General features: G+C 65.0%; 14 protein-coding genes. 2 read left to right on the forward strand and 12 right to left on the reverse strand.

The features are described 5' to 3' along the window. The first annotated feature begins 178 nt into the window (after positions 1-178). The gene (locus V9K93_RS15870) at positions 179-823 is read left to right on the forward strand and encodes a hypothetical protein (RefSeq protein ID WP_046984289.1); all 645 of its coding nucleotides are present in this window, start codon (positions 179-181) and stop codon (positions 821-823) included. Positions 824-967: 144 nt separating this feature from the next. Here V9K93_RS15870 and V9K93_RS15875 read toward each other — a convergent pair whose 3' ends face one another. From V9K93_RS15875 to V9K93_RS15910, 8 genes are all read right to left on the reverse strand, one after another. Next, entirely contained in the window at positions 968-1717 is a 750-nt protein-coding gene (locus V9K93_RS15875) for a hypothetical protein (protein WP_049444611.1), read from the reverse strand. A gap of 69 nt (positions 1718-1786) precedes the next feature. Next, positions 1787-6625 carry an ESPR-type extended signal peptide-containing protein gene (locus V9K93_RS15880; RefSeq protein ID WP_337302862.1) on the reverse strand — a complete coding sequence of 1613 codons (4839 nt, stop codon included), beginning with the start codon at positions 6623-6625 and terminating at the stop codon, positions 1787-1789. Positions 6626-6692: 67 nt separating this feature from the next. Then, positions 6693-7391 carry a pilus assembly protein gene (locus tag V9K93_RS15885; RefSeq protein ID WP_337302863.1) on the reverse strand — a complete coding sequence of 233 codons (699 nt, stop codon included), beginning with the start codon at positions 7389-7391 and terminating at the stop codon, positions 6693-6695. A gap of 19 nt (positions 7392-7410) precedes the next feature. Then, positions 7411-8520 carry a CblD like pilus biogenesis initiator family protein gene (locus V9K93_RS15890; protein WP_337302876.1) on the reverse strand — a complete coding sequence of 370 codons (1110 nt, stop codon included), beginning with the start codon at positions 8518-8520 and terminating at the stop codon, positions 7411-7413. 20 nt (positions 8521-8540) lie between these two features. Further along, entirely contained in the window at positions 8541-11264 is a 2724-nt protein-coding gene (locus V9K93_RS15895) for a TcfC E-set like domain-containing protein (protein ID WP_337302864.1), read from the reverse strand. A 49-nt stretch (positions 11265-11313) separates the two neighbouring features. Continuing rightward, a complete protein-coding gene (locus V9K93_RS15900; protein WP_295381587.1) occupies positions 11314-11820 on the reverse strand; it encodes a CS1 type fimbrial major subunit in 507 nt (168 codons plus the stop codon). Positions 11821-12096: 276 nt separating this feature from the next. Beyond that, on the reverse strand, positions 12097-12462 hold the full coding sequence (locus tag V9K93_RS15905) for a NirD/YgiW/YdeI family stress tolerance protein (protein WP_337302865.1): 366 nt from the start codon (positions 12460-12462) through the stop codon (positions 12097-12099). Between the two features lie 109 nt (positions 12463-12571). After that, on the reverse strand, positions 12572-13339 hold the full coding sequence (locus V9K93_RS15910) for an alpha/beta fold hydrolase (protein ID WP_337302866.1): 768 nt from the start codon (positions 13337-13339) through the stop codon (positions 12572-12574). 93 nt (positions 13340-13432) lie between these two features. Between V9K93_RS15910 and V9K93_RS15915 the strand changes: the two genes are divergently transcribed. Beyond that, a complete protein-coding gene (locus V9K93_RS15915; RefSeq protein WP_337302867.1) occupies positions 13433-14206 on the forward strand; it encodes an AraC family transcriptional regulator in 774 nt (257 codons plus the stop codon). 237 nt (positions 14207-14443) lie between these two features. Here V9K93_RS15915 and V9K93_RS15920 read toward each other — a convergent pair whose 3' ends face one another. The 4 genes from V9K93_RS15920 to V9K93_RS15935 form a co-directional block, all read right to left on the reverse strand. Further along, complete coding sequence (locus tag V9K93_RS15920; RefSeq protein ID WP_337302868.1) at positions 14444-15544, reverse strand: hypothetical protein; 1101 nt, start codon at positions 15542-15544, stop codon at positions 14444-14446. Positions 15545-15834: 290 nt separating this feature from the next. Further along, positions 15835-17112 (reverse strand): citrate synthase, encoded by a 1278-nt coding sequence (locus V9K93_RS15925; protein WP_164158898.1) that lies wholly within the window; start codon positions 17110-17112, stop codon positions 15835-15837. 296 nt (positions 17113-17408) lie between these two features. Beyond that, the gene (locus V9K93_RS15930; protein WP_006389217.1) at positions 17409-17651 is read right to left on the reverse strand and encodes a type B 50S ribosomal protein L31; all 243 of its coding nucleotides are present in this window, start codon (positions 17649-17651) and stop codon (positions 17409-17411) included. A gap of 87 nt (positions 17652-17738) precedes the next feature. Further along, complete coding sequence (locus V9K93_RS15935) at positions 17739-18677, reverse strand: nucleoside hydrolase (RefSeq protein WP_337302869.1); 939 nt, start codon at positions 18675-18677, stop codon at positions 17739-17741. Positions 18678-19082 lie beyond the last annotated feature (405 nt).

A 19082-nucleotide genomic window follows, 5' to 3' on the forward strand; every position in this document is an offset into this window, starting at 1 on the left:
TGGCACCGATGCTGCCCTGGTAGATGCCAACCTTGGTTGGCGCCCCGTGCCGACCAAGGTCGGCACCTACCAGAGCGTTGGTGGGTGCCAACCGTTGGCTGGCGCCTCCGCGAAATACCCACGCAGATGTCACATCCGTGCGCTAGTCTGTAGCCAGGTCGCAACAGGGAGTCATCGCATGCATCGCGCCCGTCAGCATGCTGCCAGCCAGACCCGCGAGCGTCGTCACCGTCTCGCCCACGAAGCCGCGCGCCTGATGGCCGAAGGCGGCATCCGCGACTACCACCAGGCCAAGTTGAAGGCCGCCACCCGGCTCGGCATCCACGACGATGCCTCCCTGCCCCGCAACACCGAGATCGAAGACGCCCTGCGCGAGTACCAGCGGTTGTTCTCCGGGCCCCAGCATGGCAACGAACTGCAGCGCCGCCGCGAAGCCGCAATGCGCGCCCTGGAGTTCCTGCACGGCTTCGCCCCACGCCTGGTCGGCCCGGTACTGGATGGCACCGCCGACGCCAACAGCCCCGTGCAGCTGCACCTGCACAGTGACGACCCGGAAGCCGTGCATCGCTTCCTGGACGAACATGGCATCCCCGCCGAATCACGGACACGTCGTCTGCGCATGGACCGCGAACGCTGCCTCGACGTGCCGGTGTGGGTGTTCAGTGCCGAAGAGCTGACCTTCGACCTGGCCGTGCTGCCCTACGACGCCCTGCGCCAAGCGCCGCTGTCGCCGGTGGATGAGAAGCCGATGCGGCGCGCGTCCGTGGCGCAGTTGCGGCAGGTGCTGGCCGAGGCGGAGATCACCGCGTATATCGGCGGGTGACGGCAACGCCAGTCTTGGTGGGTGCGGACTGTTGGTCCGCACTGCATTTCAGACTTCCGGATACCTGACCGAAGAGCAGCCGAGCGTGGGCTCGGCTCTACAGGGAGCGTGGCATCCGCGGGCGCCACCTAGCATGGCAGTGCTCTACAGTGGCATGCCATTACCGGTCGTCGGCTCCGGGCCAATCAACCACTCCGGCAGCCACGGTGCGGGTGCGCGCTTGGGGTACTCCGCCATCATCCGCGCGTGCATGGTCTGCAGATCGTTCAACAGCCATACCTGGTGAAAGATGTCACTGAACGAATCCGACCAGCCGCTCTTCACCCGTTGGCGATCGACGCTCGTGAGACCGGGCACCAGATCACGCGGGCCATCCAGAATGGGTTGCAACGCCCTGTTGATGCCCGCGTTCTCCGTCGCGGCCTCACGCAGCTGGCTGATGTGCGCCTGCACCCGTGTGCATTGATACGGCACGCAGCCCGCGGTCGCCTCGATGTAATCGGCGATATCCGCCAGCAGGTTCGCCTTCAGCCGCCATGCCACCTCGCCATCCAGCACTTGCCGCACCCGCATCGTACGCACCGTGCTGGCCCGGATCTCCTCCGGCGTGGAGAACGGCTTGCCGGGAGGAGTACCACCATGGCGCACCAGAACAATCCTGTGGATCGCCTCGTTGGTGATGCCCTCCACCCGTAGCGCAGCTACCTGCGGATGCATGCGCGGAAGCGGCACATTGGTGAACCGCCAGTAGTACCAGAGCAACGCCACTACCCCCAGGAAGCACAGCACGCTGGCCAGCATCCAGACGTCCAGATGCCGGGTGTGGTAGTAAAACCGTGCCCGCCAAACGTAGAACGTGCGGTAGCTGATGAATCGACTCACCCATCGGTACATTGCCATCTCCTCGGCAAGGACCCCGGCGCGGCGGGGCTCGTTACGCGCACCACGCCGGGGCGCCATGGCTTACCAGCCGATGCCCACACCCACGCCCATGCTGCGTTCACCGCTGTTGGTGAAGGCACCATTGAGGCTGAAGGTGGCTGAGCCCTTGTCGTTGAGTACGCGCTGGTAACCCACCGCCATGGCCGACTCGCCCTCGGCGTAGCCCACACCCGCGCCGAGGCGGTTGTAGGTGGCCAGGCCAGCGGTGTTCATGGCCATGGCCGTCTGCGCACTGCTCATCGCCGCCATGCGGTTGAAGCGCTTGTCCATCTTGTCCAGGCGGCGCTCGAAGTTGCTGATCGCACCATCGGTGTACTCGTTGGCGCGGGCCAGCATTTTTTCCAGCTCGGCGGTATCAACCTGCGGCGTGGGCGCGGGCGAATCGTCCTTCTTCGACTTTGGCTGCGGTGCAGGCGAAGCGCCCTCGCCCGCCGAAGCGACCTGCGGCGAACCGCTGGCTTCCCGGCTTGGCATGATCTCTTCGGTCGGTACCGCCGACGCCGTGGCCATTGCACGCGCCTGCGGCTGGCCGTCCACGCGCTGCTCCAGGCCATCGATGCGACCGTTGAGTTGCTGCTGCGCGGCATGCAACTGGCCACCGTTGACCGCCTCGCGGCTGCCGGCGGCGATCAAGCCGTTGGCGACGTTGGAGATGACCATCCCGTTGGCACCCGCCAGGGTGAGCTGGGCGGTGCCGTCGCTGCGGACGGACGGAGATTCCTGGAACACCGAGCGGAGCTGGGTTTCCACACGGTCGACACGGGAGTCGGCAGTGACTACGGCCGAGTTGAGCGTGGCGAGGGCTTCGTTGATGGTGTTCTGGTGCTGGCCCTGGACGTTGAAGCCGGGGGTTGTGACGTTGCCGTTGACGTCTATGTCGCCGCCGAGGGCAGACAGTGCGCCACGGAGCTGGCCGATGGTGGCGGCGTCGTTGGCGTTGCGGCCGTTGGCTACGTTGACGAGGCGGCGCTTCAGCCAGTCATGTCCGAAGGACACAGTGTCTGCATCATTGGCGATGGATTGATAGCCGATGGCAACGGAATTACTGGCATTAGAACGGACCTCACTCCCTGCACCCAGAGCAATGCCGCCTTTAGCAGCGACCTGCGTCCGGACACCCACAGCAAAGCCTTCTTCCGCTTGTTCATGGACGTAGGAGGCGCGCCCCAAAGCCACCGAATTTCTTCCTGCAGCTGTGGCCCATGCACCGACAGCGACGCCACCTTCTGAAAGCAACGACGCCTTTGCGTTCCTGCCAATGGCTACCCCAGCTGGGCCCGCTTCAGCTGGATACCGCCAATCCTCTGGAATCCAGCCAAATGCGATGTTGCCGCTGTGGTCCTCGATAGAGTTCAGTCTCTGGTTTGTTGCATACAGCTGGCTCCCACGTACCACATCCGAACTATCAGCGGAGAGGTGCGCATCGGCAACACCAGTCAGGCGTGCACCGCCGAAGTCGATGAGGTTTCCATCTCTCGCCTCAGTCAGCGGACTCTTCTGATCCGAGCTCCAGTCGCGCTGCATTGCATCAAGGTCGCGTCTATTACGCTCGATCTTCTGCTCTGTGGCATACAGCTGACTACCAGTCACCGCATCACGACTACCCGCATCAATACGCCCATCGGCGAGATTCGACAGAACCATGCCACGCGCGCCAGCCAGGCTCAGTTGGCCGATTCCATCTGCGCTGATTGATGGCGACTGTTGGAACGTCGCGCGCAACTGGCCTTCAACGCCATCTACGCGACTGCCGGCCTTGATCACTGCGCCATCGAGCACAGCCAAGGCTTCACCAACATTATTCTGCTTTCCGCCCTGCACGTTATAGGTTGGAGCAATGACTGAACCACTACCGTCCAGACCGGATCCGCCACCTAATGCAGCAAGAGCCTCCTCGAGCTGCGCGATTGTTGATACGTCCCCCTTCCCTATGCCCCGACTGACGTTAACCAAGCGTCGCTGGTAAACATCAGTGCCGAATGAAACGGTGTCTGATTCCCTTGCGACTGATCCAGCTCCTACGGCGACCGCTCTGACAGCACTTGGTTCAGCTCTACTGTTCGCGCCAATCGCAGTCGCCTCGACTCCCGCTACGCGTGAGCCAGTACCTAGGGCAAAAGAGCCTTCTGCCCCCTTCTCCACAAGCGCCCCTCTGCCAAGGGCCACAGAATTCTTACCGCCCGCGACAGCAAAGGCCCCGACCGCTGTTCCTCCCTCATGGTCAGTGCTTGCCTGTGCGGAATCACCAATGGCCACACCAAAAGAGCCCGACCTTGCCGCCTCACTGAGGCTATCCGTTCCGATGCTCAGGAATCGTCCAGCGCTTTCAATCTCCGCTATACGCTCGTTGGTCGCAAACAACTGCCCACCATTCACGGCATCGGTGCTGGCCGCCGAACTGACATCTCCCGCCGCCACTCCAGATACGCGCGCACCTTCCATGTCCACAAGCAGGCGATCGGCACTGAACTTCACCACCCCATCCAGATCCGGATCGAAGTTGTCCACGTCCGTACGAAGCTGATCGATGTCGGCGCGGTTGGCCGCGACGCGCTGGTCCTGTGCCGCGAGAGCCTGGGTATGCGTTGCCAGCTGCTGGCCGTGCAGCACCAGTGACTGGCCCTGCGTGGAAACAGACTGGTTGGTGGCATGAAGCTGCTGCCCGGTCACGACATCGGTACTGGTACCGCTCAGCACGCCGTTGGCAACGTTGTTGACGCGCCGCTTCGCGCCGTCCTTGTTGGCCACATCCACCACGGAGCCAGCGTTGTCTGCGCCCAGGCGCACATTGCCCGTGGCCGATACCTGGCTGACCAGACCACTCAACGCTGTGGCCCTGCCCAGCGCGTTGTCTGCGGCGGTCTTGGCGCCGGTTGCCGCCGTCTGCGCGGCATTGGCCGCATTCTGCGCGGTGGTCACATTGGCATTGGTAGCGTTGAGCTGCTTGCCGGTCACGGCCTCGGTGCTGGACGTACTGAGCGCACCGTCAGCCAGATTGACCAGCTTGCGCTTGATGGCGCTGTTGCCAACGGAAATCTGATTGGCAGCGCTGGTCTGCGAACCATTGCCCAACGCCACCGAGCCATTGTGCTGAGCCAGGGAGCGATCACCAATGGCCACGGCACTTTCGGCCGAGGCCCTGGCCAGATTGCCCATGGCCGTCGCGTAGAGGCCGCTTGCGTGGGTACCGCGCCCGAGTGCGGTGGAATGCCCGGCGCTGGCCTTGCTCTGATATCCGATCGCGGTCGCGTGAATCACATCCGCCGACGCCTCATGGCCAACGGCAATGGCACGATCACCCACCGCGCTGGCCTGCAACCCTGCCGCAACAGCACCGTTGCCGCTGCGTGACATTGCCCCCACCGACACGCCCCCATTGGCATTGGCAACACGGTTCCCGTCCTTGTCCACGCCAGACCTTGCGTCGTCACCCAGCGCGACGCTCTTGCCGTTGTAGCCCCTGGCGTTGCGTCCCACTGCGGTGCTGATGCCATAAGCATTGGACTCTGCAAGCGCACCGCCCCCCAACGCCAGCGCTTCTGCATTGAGTCGCCGGTTGACTGCATCAACACCGGCCTTTGCCTCAGCGGCCGTTGCCGCCGCGGTCGCCACCGATGCATTGGTCGTATGCAACTGGTTGCCGGTGATCGCGTCGGTACTGCCCGCCGCAATCACACCATCGGCGAGGTATTGGATCCTGCGCTTGTTGCTGCTGCTGCCCACCGACACCGTATTGGCGCTGGAGGTCACCGAGTTGGCGCCCAGCGCAACCGAATTTCCGTGCGTGACCGTTGCCCCGCGACCAAGCGCGATCGTACCGCTGCTGCTTGTCTTGGCCTGATAGCCGATGGCAACGCCGTCATGCGTGGAACTGGCGCTCCCACCCAGGGCGATGGCCCCCGTCCAACCGCTGGTGCCCGCGAAGGCGCCTGCACCGATGGCGATGCGGGAGATGCCCGAGCCGGACGCTGTGCGAGCGCCCCCGCCCAACGCAACGGTATCATCGCCATCAGCCGTTGACCCAATGCCCATCGCAAGCGCACGGTTACCCACTGCCTGGGCAGCGTTGGCATTGGTCGCCGCGGTCCCCGTCGCCAGCAACTTCTGACTCTGGCTCACGCTGGCCAGCGCCTGCTGGGTAGCATGCAGCTGCCTGCCGGTCACTGCATCGCTGCTGTTGGCGTCGACCGCACCGTCGGCAAGGTATACGATTTTGCGCCGCATGCTGCCGTTACCGACCGACACCTGATTGTCGCCGTAGTCGTTGGAGTCAGCCCCCAGTACGACGGAATTGCGTCCGGAAGCTAGCGCACCACTTCCCAGTGCGACCGCGTTATGCGCGTATGACTTCGCATCGTTGCCCACCGCGACTCCGCCGAGCTCCCAAGCGACCGACTTGTGCCCAAGCGCGGTCGCGTATTGCCCATTGGCATTGGCCTGGTAACCGAGTGCCGCGCCGTAGCTGTTGGAGAATGCCCATACACCGACCGCGACCGCCCTGTCACGGGCACCGGCGTACGAACCGAGCTGGACGAAATCGCTGTAGGCCAGCGGAAGCGCGTTCGCGCGCGAGAACGCTCGCCCGCTGGGAGCGGTGGCGGCATCTTCGTGCGCAAGCATGGCGCTTGTGTTGAACGGGCCAAAGGCAGCGTAGAGGGCATCTTCCGTCCACTCATCAGCGCTTGTATCGGAATGACCCGCTGTGGCTGCCATGACCGATGCCGGCAGCATGGCCAGCATCAGCGCCAGTCCGGGACCACGCGATGGGTGCCTGCGCGTGCCGTGCGCTGCCGCCAGTTCGCTTGCAACCACCCAACATTGGCGGGCGGCGGACCAGAGTCGTCGATAGATCTTGTTCATGGGATTCTCCTTAACAAACGGAACAGAAGGAACCGCTGTGGCACCAAGCCACAGCGGCGAGATGCACTCAGAGCGCGACGTTGTGCACGTGCTCGCGATAGCCATCGCGGGTCAGCCGATAGCGCAGCTGCAGCGTGTGGCCCGGCTGCAGGGGAAATGGCAGTTCCAGCGCGCTGCCGGGGTACAGGCTGCGCGAGACGTCATGCGCGGTGCAGCGCGCGCCATCGCAGTCAGCGATGCTGGTGATGCCCACGCGTACCGTGCCGGTGTTGCGCAGTTGGCTACCCTCCACCTGCACGTCCATCGTCGATTGCGCGGGCAGCACATTGACCAGTGCGCCCCAGACCAGGCTGACGCCGACATTGGCCTGGGCACTCTCACCCTCGCCTGCAGGGTCAGCACGTTCGGGGCCGCGCACGCCCTCGAAGTACACGCGGTAGGCCGTTTCCTTTTCGACCGGCTGCAGCGGAATCACACGGATCAGCCGGTTGCCGCCACCGGCGAGGGCGAACTTTCCTGGCGTGATGGCGATGGCGGCCTCATTCGGCTCCACCTCAACCTCCTGTTCACCTGCCCCCGCCGGGTTGACGATGCGCTTGATCGATGCCTGCACGTACTGCGGTTGGGTGGACTGCGAGTAGATGCGTATCTGTGCGCCTTTCTTCGCGTCCACCGACGTACGCATGGGGTGCACGGTGAGATTGGCATGGGCAGGCAACGCCATCAGCAGCGACAGCGGCAGCAGGCAGCGGACTAGGGGTTTCATCGGGGACTCCATGTGGGGTTCAGGGCGTGACGGTGGGAACACGCAGTTCCACCTTGAGATCGCCGCTGTAGTAGCCGGGGCGCTTGGTGCTGACCGGCACGCGCGGTGTTTCCAGCGTCAATGGTGTAGGCACGCAGAACACCGGCTGCGTCATGCCGGGCAGCAGCACCAGGCGCAACCTTGCGGTATCGATGCCATGCAGCAGCTGCTCCACGCCGTTGCGCATGGGCACTGCACTGCCGTTGTGATCCAGGGTGACGGTGTAGTCCACGCGCTGGGTGGCATCACCGCCGCCATCGACGTGCCATACCGAGTAGCCCGAGGGCCCGGGAGGTTGCGCGCCGCTGTCACGCACGGTGACGCCTAGGTAGGCACTCTGCGAACCAAGTCCGTCGTACAGACACATGTCGAGCTGGGTACGGCCACCGATGGTCTGCGCGATCGGGTCGTATTGCAGGTTCAGACCGACGTGCGGGGTGACCTGATCGAAAAGCGGGAAGTAGATGGAGACCGCGTTGTGGTCGGTGATGGTGAAATCGAAGGAGACCGTGTTGGTGAGCACTGCGGCCTGCTTTGGATCCACTCTGAGATCGAGGAGGAGTTCGCCCCGCCAATGGCCGGCGACCAATCGGCTCAGTTCTTCTTGGGGAAGTACAAGCCTCACCCCGGTACCTAGTGGGGAATCGACATTGCACTGGTCCCAAGCAGCCGAATAAAGCGGATACACGTGTGGGGTCCAAAAATCGCCAGAGCATGCGCGACCGGACACAATCCGTCTTAGCCATCCGTTCAACCTCACTTCTGTTGGAAGACCAGATCGCTGTTCGACCATCCGAAGTACGATGTCTGACGGCCTGAATGAAACACTCTCATCGCCAGAGATATTGCAGCTACCTTCCGACGGGTCGATGTTGGATCGGCAGGTCAGGTGTATTTGTCCGAACTTGCGGGAGACGTCGCGACTGAAACCCAGAACAGTCCGGTCTGGCCAAATCTCGAGATCACCGGGCATGGATGATCGATCCCATGCGCGGGTGACCTGCTGGACTATCGGGCTGGGGTCGGTCTCCGGCGGCTGTTGCGCCATCGCCCGTGGCACCAACAGCACCAGCCCACACAACACCGCCATCACCCACCACAACCGACGGCTCACTTCGCACCTCCCGCTGCTGCGGTCTGTGGCGTGGCGGCGATCAGCGCCTGCTCCTGCAGCAACCGCGTCACCCGTGCCTGGTGGCGGATGTCGGCGGGCAGCTGGGCCACGGCCAGCGGCTCGCACTGCACGGCGCCTACCAGCATCACCACGCTGCGGCGCTCGCGCACCTGCAGCGGGCAGTGCAGCAACCGGTCGTCCTGCAGCAGGTACAGGGTCTTCTCGCGTCGTGGGAAGTCGGCCACGAAACCTCCATTGCTGCCGGTGCCGGGCACCGGCGCGTTGAGAATGCGGGCGCCGCGCAGCGGTGCGCCGGCGATGTCCTGGGCGTTGCCGATGAAGGTGTAGGTCACTTCAATCGGCACCGGCATGCGCACCAGCCGGCCTGGTGGCAGGAACAACGGACGCGCGCCGCCCACACCGCTCACGCGCACGGCGGCGATGCTGTCCAGGGCGCTGGCGTCCTGCACTTCAGCGCGGTGCGACTGGTAGGCGGAAATCGGCAGCAGCCGGCGCTCGCCCAGCTTCAGTCGCTGTCGACGCAGCCCGCCCACCTGCAGCTCGGCGGCAACCCCGGTCAGGTCCAGGTCGTCGGTGTCATCCACCTGCACTGCCAGCCCCGCGTCGGCGCCAACGCCAGCGCCCCAGTACACGCCGCGCTTGCCGATGGCCAGGCCGGAACTGTGCGTGGCGCTGTACGCCACTTCGTTGCCACCCTGGTGCTGGTAGCGCGACACCGTGGCACCGGTCTGGCCGATGCGGTTCTGCAGCTGGGTACTCAGCGTGGCGCTGTAGCGTTCGTTGTTGTTGCCGCGCAGTTCGCCCGATACCTCCCGGTACTGATCCTCGTATTCCTGGCGCAGCGTCTGCCCGGCGCTGTAGTTGATGTCCGGCCGCGCATGCTGTGGTTGCCGCACGTCCACGCCATAGCGTCGCTGCGAACTGCCGCGGTCATCGTGCTGCAGGCGGTTGAGGCTGAAGTTGACGTAGATGCCGCGGTCACGGCCGTCGCGCAGTCCACCGCCGCTGGTCTGCTGCCACACGCCGATGCGGCTGGAGACACTGAACTCGCCCCAGCGCTGGCTGCGGCTGTAGCTGGCCTGCCAGGTGCGGCTGAGCTGCGGTATGCGCGTGGGCTGTGGCATCCACGGCGGCAGCAGCGGGTCAAGTCCGGCCAGCGGATCATCATCCAGCCCCGGCCGCACGGTGCCTGCACGCCAGGTCTGGCGGCGCGTATAGGCCACGTAGGCGTTGCCGCCGGCCACCGGCAGCGCCATCGAGGCGCTGAGCGAATCGGCGCAGCCGAGCCGGTCGCGCGCGTCATCCTCGAACTGGCAGGCACGGCCGCGCATGCGCTGGTGGTACACATTCCACGAAGCACGGCGACGGTAGGAAAGCTGATGCTGCTGGCCACGGCTGCCATCGCTGCCGTGCATGCCACTGAAGGTGGCGCGGACTTCCTGGGTGGCAAACACATGGCGCAGGTCCACCCGCAGTTCGCCGTAGCTGAAACCGCCCAGGTCGGCGATGCCAGCGGTCATGGCCACGTTGCGCCCCATCGGCACGCGCAGGCCGCCCATGGCCGCCAGTTCGTCGTCGAAGCGGTCGCTGCGGCGCTCGTTGCGGCGGCCGCCCTGCAGGAACCACTGCACGCTGCTGTCGGTCCAGTCACCGCCCTTGTCGAACGGCGCGTCCTCGTTGCGTACCAGCACACCGTCTTCGTAGATGCGCAGGCTGACGGTGTAGTTGCCCATGGGGAACCGGCGCGTATCGAGCTGGTTGATGCCTGCCTGCAGGTAGAAGGTCTGCAACAGGCGCTCGCCATCGAACGCATCCACACGCGCATCGCGCGCCAGCAGCACGGTGAGCGGCGTGGCCTGCACGGCGGCGGCGGAGTCCACGTAGGCCTGCGTGGTGCCCAGCCGCAGACCCTGGAAGCGATCCATCGGCAGCATGCTGAAACTGAAGGTGCCGCCCTGCGGGCTGCTCAGGTTGCGGCGGTCCATGCGCCCGGCCTGCAGGTAGTGCTGCTGGCCCAGGTCATGGCGGTAGTAGGCGTTGTCGAGCTGGAAACGGCGGCTGGCAAGACCGCCGCGGTAGTGCTGCTGGCTGAAGGTCCAGTCGGCGGACAGGTGCCCGCGCTGGAACACGCCCAGTGCGCCCATGCCCTGCGCGGCCAGCGCCTGGTAGCCCCGGCCACCGCTGACATTGAAGGTGTGCTGGTGCAGGAAGGCGTTCTCGGCATTGACACTGACCTGGTGGTAGCGCTCGGCGGCCGGCTCGCCGGGGATCCATTGGCGGGCGACAAACAGGCGCACAGCGCCCTCGCCTTCGTCATACAGCGCGCGCACGGCAGTGGGCTCCTGGGGAGGATCGATGTACCCGCAACCGGCACTGGCACCGCCGTAACGGCATGCCAGGTGGCTGTTGCGCGGCAGCGGCTGCGACAACGCCGGCAGCAGCGCAGCCTGCGCTTCGGCGGACAGCTGCAATGCCTGCAGCGCCTCGACCGGGGTTTCCAGCTGCACGTGTTCCAGGGTCACGCGCACCGGCACCAGCCCGGTCGAACGACCGAACAGACGGATCTCCAGTTGTTCGGTCTGGCCTTCGACCAGATCCTCGAAACCGGCGGGAACGCCGCGCGCCGCGACCAGGGGTGTGGCCAGCGACAGGGCGAGCGCGACCGCCAGCCGGGTGACGGCGGGTGCGGGAGCATTCATGGGGATTACCGGAAGCAGCCGGCCCGGCAAGCGGGCCGGCGCGGGTGCCTTACGGGCTGGTGGTCTTCTGCTGCATGGCGATGGTGACGATGCCTTCGTAGCTGCCGCCGCGGGTGATCGGCGCTGGGCTGGTCTGCGCGATACGCAGCGCCATCGGGATCGACGCACCGGGCATGGCGCCATCGAACAGGTCGGATGCGGTGAAATCCTGCGCCGCCACGGTCAGCGCCCTGCCATTGAGGCTGACGGTCAGCGGCACCGGCGTGCCGCCACCATCGGTGTTGAGCAGCTGCGGGGTGCTGCCAACACGCACTTCGATGTCCTTGCTTTCATCGTTGGAGTAGATGCGCACCTGCTGCGACCAGGGCACCAGGCCGCTGACCGGGTTGTGGACCATGTTGACCACCGAATCCAGCGCCGTGCCATCGGCCTTGAGCAGGGCCAGGGTCGGATCGACGTTGGCCCAGACCTTGATGTCAGCATCGAATGCATTGGCGGACAGCGAAACGGTGGCCAGCGCTGCAGCGAGCGCGGCCTTCTTCAGGATGGAGTTCATGGTGTCTCTCTCGGACGGTGGGATATGAGGCCTCCAGTGCGGAGGCATCACCCGCCTGCGTGGGGGCGGGCGACGGAGAGAATGGTAGGTAGGCCTACCGCACGCTGACCATTCAAGGATTCCTAAATAACTGAACGTTAAGAAGAATCCTTGAAGTCACTCAATGTTTAGGGGTTATGCAATCTTCCTCATACCGCGTTTGCAACAACCCTCATTGCGGGAGATGCCCTTTGTAGAAGTACACAATGCTCGACGCACGTGTGCACTACCGCCGCCTCAACGCGTGCTGACGATCCGCACATGATCCACGTCGATGTCGGTGGGCTTGAAGCGGTGCGTATCCACTTCACCGTGCAGTTCCACCACGGTGGTCGCGCTGACGGCCTGGTGGCTGGGCAGATCCTTGTCGTCGATTTCCACATCGATCTCGCCGGTTGCGTCCTTGAAGCGGTAGCGCTCGTGGCCGATCTTGGCCACCAGCGTGCCCTGCAGCACCACCGGCTGATCGTCACGCTGGTCGCGCGCCTCGGCAACCGTGGTGACGGCACTGGTGGCGCCCGGGCCGGTGTACTGGGCGAAGGCGCAAGCGCTGGGCAGGCTCAAGGAGGTGGCGATGAGCGCAAGGGTGAGTCGTCGGTTCATGGGGGTCTCCATGCAGGGATCTGTGCCCTCAGCTTCTATCGCCTCGAATGTGATGCCCATGCAATAGATCCGAAAAGATGTGAAAACGACATCCCGTGCCAGAAACCATTCATCCCGAACCCGACGCCTCTTTCAGGAACGATTCCATGGCCGCCACCAGGGCCAGCGGCGTCTCGTTCATCGGGTAATGCCCGGCATCCTGCAGGACCTCCATCGTGGCCTGCCGGTAGCGGCGCAGATAGGTGCGCTCCATCAGTGCGCGGTTGAAGGTGGGATCGTGCCCACCCACCAGCACCTTCAACCAATGATTGCCGGCGATCTCATTGCTGAAATCGGTATCCGCCCATGCTGGAAGATAGGCGGCAAATGCTGCAGGTGAAGCATGTGCCGCCGAATACGCGGCCTTCCAGTCGAGCCATTGCGCCGGCAGCCGTTCGCCGGTACTGCGATCGATGATGGTCCGACGCACGCCTACGTCCCCGGCTGCCGTTTCAAGCAGGCTTCGCGTCGCGGCGTCATAGGCAATGCCGCCGCAGGGCACCGGCGCAATGGCCACCATGCCGCGTACCCTTTCCGGCGCAAGCACGGCCATGCGTTCAATGGCCACGCCGCCCATCGAATGACCTGCCACGCTGAAGCGCTCGTGGCCCAGGGCGGTCATCAGATCCAATGCATCGGACGCAATCTCGCCGATGGTATAGGCCCCCCGTGCATCGCGCATGCCGCCGTAGCCACGACAGTCCATGAAGATGTAGCTGAAGTCGTCGCGCGACAGCCATGGCTCGATGGGCTCGAACGCATGCGCGTCGCCGAACCAGCCGTGCAGCACCAGGACAGCATGGGGTCCGTGTCCCACGCGATGGAAAGTATTGGTCATGTGGCTCCATTACAGCTGAGGGGAGCGTTGATGCTAGACAGCGCGGATCCGGCCCACCGTCGATGACGGGTCAATCGCTATAGAATCCGGGCCATGCGCAATTCGCTGCTTGAACCCTACGAAGACCTGCCACGCGATGTCGTGGTCACCTCGAACGACTACGCAGCCGAGTTCACGTTTCCCCGCCATGCCCATCGGCGCGGGCAGTTCGCGTTCGCTGCGCGCGGCACCATCAGTGTGGCCACGCCGCAGGGGCGGTGGCTGGTTCCCCCACGGCGCGCCTGCTGGGTGCCTGCAGGCCTGACGCATGAGATGACCATGCGGGGGCCAGTGACGATGCTCAACGCCTTTCTCTCCGCCGAGGCGGCCGACGCAGTGGCGCTGCCAGCGCACTGCCGGGTGTACGCGGTCTCTGCGCTGTTGCAGCAGCTGCTGGAGGCGGCGGTGGACCTGCCCCCGCTGTACGACGAGGACGGGCGCGCAGGCAAACTGATGCAGCTGCTGGTGGCGGAAATCGCATCGATGCCGACACTTTCCCTGCATGCACCGCTGCCCGCCGATGCACGTCTCGCACGTGTCTGCCGCGCATTGCTCGACAGTCCTTCACTGGCAGTCCGCCTCGATGACGTTGCTGCCGAAGCAGGCATGAGCCGGCGCACGTTCACGCGCCTGTTCCGCGCCGATACCGGGGTGGGTTTTGCCGAGTGGCGGCAGCAGGTGTGCCTGCTGGTAGCCATTGAGCGGCTGGGACAAGGCCAGGCGGTGACGCGTGTGGCATTGGACCTGGGCTATGCAAGCCCGAGCGCGTTTTCCGCTGCCTTCCGGCGTGTGCTGGGATGTTCGCCGAGCCGGTACGCAGAGGCGTAGTGCTGGGCCGGTGATTGGCTGTTGTGTGCGCTGCGCGCGTGGGTCGAGCGTGGCTCGACGCTGTAAATGTCCATGCGCAACTGGATGGCATCAGGCCGCCTCGCGGCGGCCTGATGGATCTCACTCAACGACACGATCTCAGAAGAAGATCGCGTACAGGATCAACAGCGGAATCGGCACGCCCAAGAACCAGAGCAGAAGCGTTTTCATGGCAGGTCTCCTTGCATCAGGTGCGGGTTACAGGTCGCGGCGACGGCCGCCCCAGGTGGCGCTGAGGCTGGCGAAGAACGCGCCGATCAGCAGGGTGATGAACAGCCACAGCGCGGCATAGGCCGTTGCCTTGCGCGCATCATCGGCAGCTTGCTTGGCGGTGTTCTTGGCCTTTTCCAGCGCGGCACGCATGCGGGTCTGCACGTCGGTCACACGGGCCTGCGCTTCAGCCGGGCTCATGCCCGTCTCGCGTGCGATCAGCTGCGACAGGTACTGGGTATCGGCCGGGTCCAGGCCATCCCCCTGCAGACTGTTGACGATGATGCGGTTCACTTCGGCACGGACTTCGCGGCGGTCGCCCATCGGGCCATTGCCCGGCATCGGTCGCGGCGGCGGCGGGGCCGTGCGGGCGTCACGTGGGCCAACGCTGGCGGCGGCCGGGGGGGGCGGCGGTGCGGCAGGGTCCATCGGGCTGGTACCCGGCGCTGCGCCCGCTGCCGGCGCAACCGGAGGTGCACCGGCAGCGTCCGGGCCCGCCGTGGTGGCACTGCGGAACAGCGAATCCACCCAGTAGTTGAGGTCGCTCTCCGGTGCGCTTGCAGCAGCGCTGCCAGCGCCGGCCACGGCAGCACCGGCAGTGGTGGCAGCGGCGCCTGCGGTCGCACCGGCAACCTTTGCGCCGGCGCCCAGCACGCCACCGATGGCCGAGGTCAACAGGCCAGCAGTGAGCAGAGTCGCCACAGCCCAGGACACGAAGCCGTGCGCGGTGTCGCGGAAGTAGGTTTCATCGCCGTGCAGCTGCGTCCACTTGGTGCGCAGGCGACCGGCCAGATAACCACCCAGGCCGGAAGCGGCCAGCGCGGTGAAGGTCAGCCAGATGATGCTGGACCAGCCGAAGGTTTCCTTGGACACCCCTTCGAAGGACCAGGGCGAAACCGAGGACAGGCCGAGGCCAACGCCCAGGATGAGCAGGATGAGGGACAGTGCAGCGGCGGCAACGGCGCCGGCCAGGATCGCGCCCCAGGACACTGCGCTTTCGCTGGTGGGCGGCACGATGGGTGCGGTAACGACAGCGGCGACGTCGGGACCGAGCGGGCCGCGCTCGGGTGGATCGAATCGGGTACTCATGGGGTGGATGCTCCGTATCAGTGCTGCGGGTGCAGCTGGCGTCCTGAGGCTGCGCGAGCGCTTGTGAAGCTGGCGAGACCCTTGAATCACGCGGTCTTGGCGCGGTGAAGAGCGTGCCAACCAAGGTTGGCACCTACCAAAAAGCGGGAACGCGGTAGATCCATGCCACGCGTGGATGATTTTTCCCGAGTGTCGAAAGCGTGCCAACCAAGGTTGGCATCCACCAGAGCCGAAGCAAAAAAAAACGCCCCGCGAATGCGGGGCGTTCTTGGCACAACCTACGCGGGCGATCAGCCCTGGTAGTCGCGCACGTCGCTGCCGGTGTAGACCTGGCGCGGACGGCCGATCTTCATTTCCGGGTCGACCTGCTGTTCCAGCCAATGCGACACCCAGCCGGAGGTGCGGCCGAGGGCGAACATGACGGTGAACATCTCGGTCGGGATCTGCAGCGCCTTGTAGATGATGCCGCTGTAGAAATCGACGTTCGGGTACAGCTTGCGGGCGACGAAGTACTCGTCCTGCAGCGCGGCCTGTTCCAGCTTGACGGCCACGTCCAGCAGCGGATCCTGCACGCCCAGCTGCTTGAGCACCTTGCTGGTCATCTCACCGATGACCTTGGCGCGCGGATCGAAGTTCTTGTAGACGCGGTGGCCGAAGCCCATCAGGCGGAAGCCGGAGGTCTTGTCCTTGGCCTTGACCACGGCGGACTCGACGTTGTCGGCGCTGCCGATCTCTTCCAGCATCTTCAGCACGGCTTCGTTGGCGCCGCCGTGGGCCGGACCCCACAGCGCGGTGACGCCAGCGGCGACCGACGCGTACGGGTTGGCACCGGTCGAACCGACCAGGCGCACGGTCGAGGTCGAGGCGTTCTGCTCGTGGTCGGCGTGCAGGATGAACAGCAGGTCCAGCGCCTTGACCACGTCCGGGTTCAGATCGTACTGGCCATCAGCCGACTCGAAGGTCTGCTTCAGGAAGCGGCTGACGTAGTCCAGCGAGGTGTCCGGCTTGTTGGCCGGCAGGCCCTTGCCGTGGCGGTAGATCAGCGCCGACAGGGTCGGCACCTTGGCGATCAGGCGCACGGCGGCCTGGCGGCGCTGCTCGGCGTCGGCCAGGTCCAGCGAGGCGTGGTAGATGCCCGACAGCTGCGCGATGGCGGCGGTCAGGATCGCCATCGGATGGGCATCCTTGGCGAAGCTGCCGATCAGGGTGTTGATCGACTCATCGACGTTGGCTTCGGCAGCCAGCTCGTCGGTGAAGGCCTTCAGCTGCTCGGCGCTCGGGCGCTCGCCGTTGATCAGCAGGTAGGCCACTTCGACGTAGCTCGACTTTTCCGACAACTGTTCGATCGGGTAGCCGCGGTACAGCAGCACGCCCTTGTCGCCGTCGATGTAGGTGATGGCGGACTTGCAGCTGGCCGTCGCGGTGAAACCGGAATCGTAGGTGAAGTACCCCGTTTCCTTGGTCAGCTTCGCGATGTCGACGCAGTCGTTGCCAAGGGTGGGTTTGATGACGGGCAGAACGACCGACTTATCGCCGGCGTTGAGCGTGACCTGATCAAGATCGGACACTGTGTGCGCTCCTTCATGGGAAGGCGCCTGCCCAAGCGCATTGGTCAGGCACGTGAATGACGTCCTCGGCCTGTGCCGGGGATCACGCCATTATCGCACAGCAGCATTTGCCCGGCGCTAGACAGAAGTCGTAGACGACAGGCGGCCAGACGCCGGCCGTTGAGCGGCCCGGATCGGCAAAAGCGTTGTCACCCGAACGCAGTGTTCCGTCCAGCCAAACGCCCGTTGGGCAGGCGCCGGGGAAAAACAAACGGCCGCGCAGAGCGCGGCCGTCGGTTCGAAGCTGGATCGACAGATCAGCGCGCGTAGCGCTTCTGGAACTTGTCGATGCGGCCCGAGGTATCGATGACCTTGTGCTTGCCCGTGTAGAACGGGTGCGAAGCAGAGGAAATTTCAACCTTCACCAGCGGGTAGTCGTTGCCGTCTTCCCACTTGATGGTTTCCTTCGTGCTCATGGTCGAGCGGGTCAGGATCTTGAAATCGGAGGTGACGTCATGGAAGACGACGTCGCGGTAGTTCGGATGGATATCGGCCTTCATGGGCTCACACCGTAAATGGGCTGGTGGTCAAGAGCGGCATTATAAGCACCGGTTGCCCCTCGGGGCAACCGGTTGCCGGCATCCGGCTCAGGCGGCGCCCAACGCCTGGCGCACCAGGGCCTCGAAGCGCGCCTGGTCGTAGGCCATCAGCAGATCGCAGTTGTCCGGCTGGCCGGTCTGGCGGTTCCAGTCGACGATGGTGGCACCGCGGCTGAACGTACCGTTCAGCTCCACGTTCAGCGGCCGCGACTCCACCTGCAGCTGCCCTTCCGGGTTCAGCGCCCAGGCCATGGCCAGTGCGTCGGCGGTGTACCAGCGGCCGCCCTTGCTGTCTTCGGACAGGCCGCGGGTCTTGCGCGAGATCAGCTCGTAGAAGCGGGCGCGATCGGAATCGGCCTGCAGCCACTTCTCAGCCTCCTGCAGCGGCAGGCCGTGGGCGACAGTGGCCTCCCAGTCGGACACCAGCAGGTGCTTGAAGGCGGTGAACACCACGTGCGCCGCTTCCGGATCGAAGGCGATATTGAATTCGGCCGCCGGGGTGATGTTGCCGTGGCAGGTGACCGCGCCGCCCATCACCACGATGCGCTTGATGCGCTCAGGCAGGGTCGGATCCAGCTTCAGCGCCAGCGCCAGGTTGGTCAGCGGGCCGAGCATCACCAGCATCAGTTCGCCGGCGTGTTCGTGCGACAGGCGCAGGATCGCCAGCGCGGCGTGCTCGGCGTCGGCCTGGCGGCTCGGCGGCGGCAGGTCCACATCGCCATAGCCATCGCGGCCATGCACGTGGGCGGCGTCGACGGACGGATGCAGCAGCGGATCCGGGCTGCCGGCGAACACCGGCACGTCGGCGCGGCCGACGATGTCGCAGAGCTTGAGGGCGTTGCGGACCGTGTACTGCAGGCCGACATTGCCGGCGGCGATGGTCAGGGCGACCACGTCATGCCGTTCATCGGCAAAGGCCATCAGCAGGGCCAGGGCGTCGTCCACACCAGGGTCGGTGTCGATCAACAGGGGGATCTTGTGGGTCATCGTTGCCGTCTTCAGATCGGCAACGAAGTGTGGACCGGGATGATGACCGTTGCAAGTACGGGGGTCGGCAGGGCTGCGCCCTGCACCCGCAGAGGCCGGAGCAACGGCAACGGCAACGGCAACGGCAACGTCAAAAGCTGGTTTTCTGGGGGATGGCGGGGTGGATCCGGTTGCGGGGGACGCCGTAAACCCGTCCTTGGGGGCTTGGCCGCGGCATCCATGCCGCGGACACCCCCGCAACCGGACCCACCCCGCCTTCGACAGATTTCCGCGGTCTGTCGGAACGGCGGATGTTGGTAGGTGTCGACCTTGGTCGACACATCCACGCAATGCGTGGATGAACATGGAAATGATCGAAAGCGCTGTCTGTAGAGTCGAGCCTTGCTCGACTCCCGCGCGCAGCGC

This window comes from Stenotrophomonas sp. CCNWLW162, assembly GCF_037203745.1.
Lineage (GTDB): Bacteria > Pseudomonadota > Gammaproteobacteria > Xanthomonadales > Xanthomonadaceae > Stenotrophomonas > Stenotrophomonas maltophilia_AQ.

Excerpts from the sequence above, each read along its gene's own strand:
- V9K93_RS15910 (WP_337302866.1), bottom strand. The coding sequence starts at position 13,339 with ATGACCAATACTTTCCATCGCGTGGGACACGGACCCCATGCTGTCCTG.
- V9K93_RS15930 (WP_006389217.1), bottom strand. The coding sequence starts at position 17,651 with ATGAAGGCCGATATCCATCCGAACTACCGCGACGTCGTCTTCCATGAC.
- V9K93_RS15900 (WP_295381587.1), bottom strand. The coding sequence starts at position 11,820 with ATGAACTCCATCCTGAAGAAGGCCGCGCTCGCTGCAGCGCTGGCCACC.
- V9K93_RS15870 (WP_046984289.1), top strand. The coding sequence starts at position 179 with ATGCATCGCGCCCGTCAGCATGCTGCCAGCCAGACCCGCGAGCGTCGT.
- V9K93_RS15885 (WP_337302863.1), bottom strand. The coding sequence starts at position 7,391 with ATGAAACCCCTAGTCCGCTGCCTGCTGCCGCTGTCGCTGCTGATGGCG.
- V9K93_RS15890 (WP_337302876.1), bottom strand. The coding sequence starts at position 8,520 with ATGGCGGTGTTGTGTGGGCTGGTGCTGTTGGTGCCACGGGCGATGGCG.
- V9K93_RS15905 (WP_337302865.1), bottom strand. The coding sequence starts at position 12,462 with ATGAACCGACGACTCACCCTTGCGCTCATCGCCACCTCCTTGAGCCTG.
- V9K93_RS15915 (WP_337302867.1), top strand. The coding sequence starts at position 13,433 with ATGCGCAATTCGCTGCTTGAACCCTACGAAGACCTGCCACGCGATGTC.
- V9K93_RS15935 (WP_337302869.1), bottom strand. The coding sequence starts at position 18,677 with ATGACCCACAAGATCCCCCTGTTGATCGACACCGACCCTGGTGTGGAC.
- V9K93_RS15875 (WP_049444611.1), bottom strand. The coding sequence starts at position 1,717 with ATGTACCGATGGGTGAGTCGATTCATCAGCTACCGCACGTTCTACGTT.
- V9K93_RS15895 (WP_337302864.1), bottom strand. The coding sequence starts at position 11,264 with ATGAATGCTCCCGCACCCGCCGTCACCCGGCTGGCGGTCGCGCTCGCC.
- V9K93_RS15880 (WP_337302862.1), bottom strand. The coding sequence starts at position 6,625 with ATGAACAAGATCTATCGACGACTCTGGTCCGCCGCCCGCCAATGTTGG.
- V9K93_RS15920 (WP_337302868.1), bottom strand. The coding sequence starts at position 15,544 with ATGAGTACCCGATTCGATCCACCCGAGCGCGGCCCGCTCGGTCCCGAC.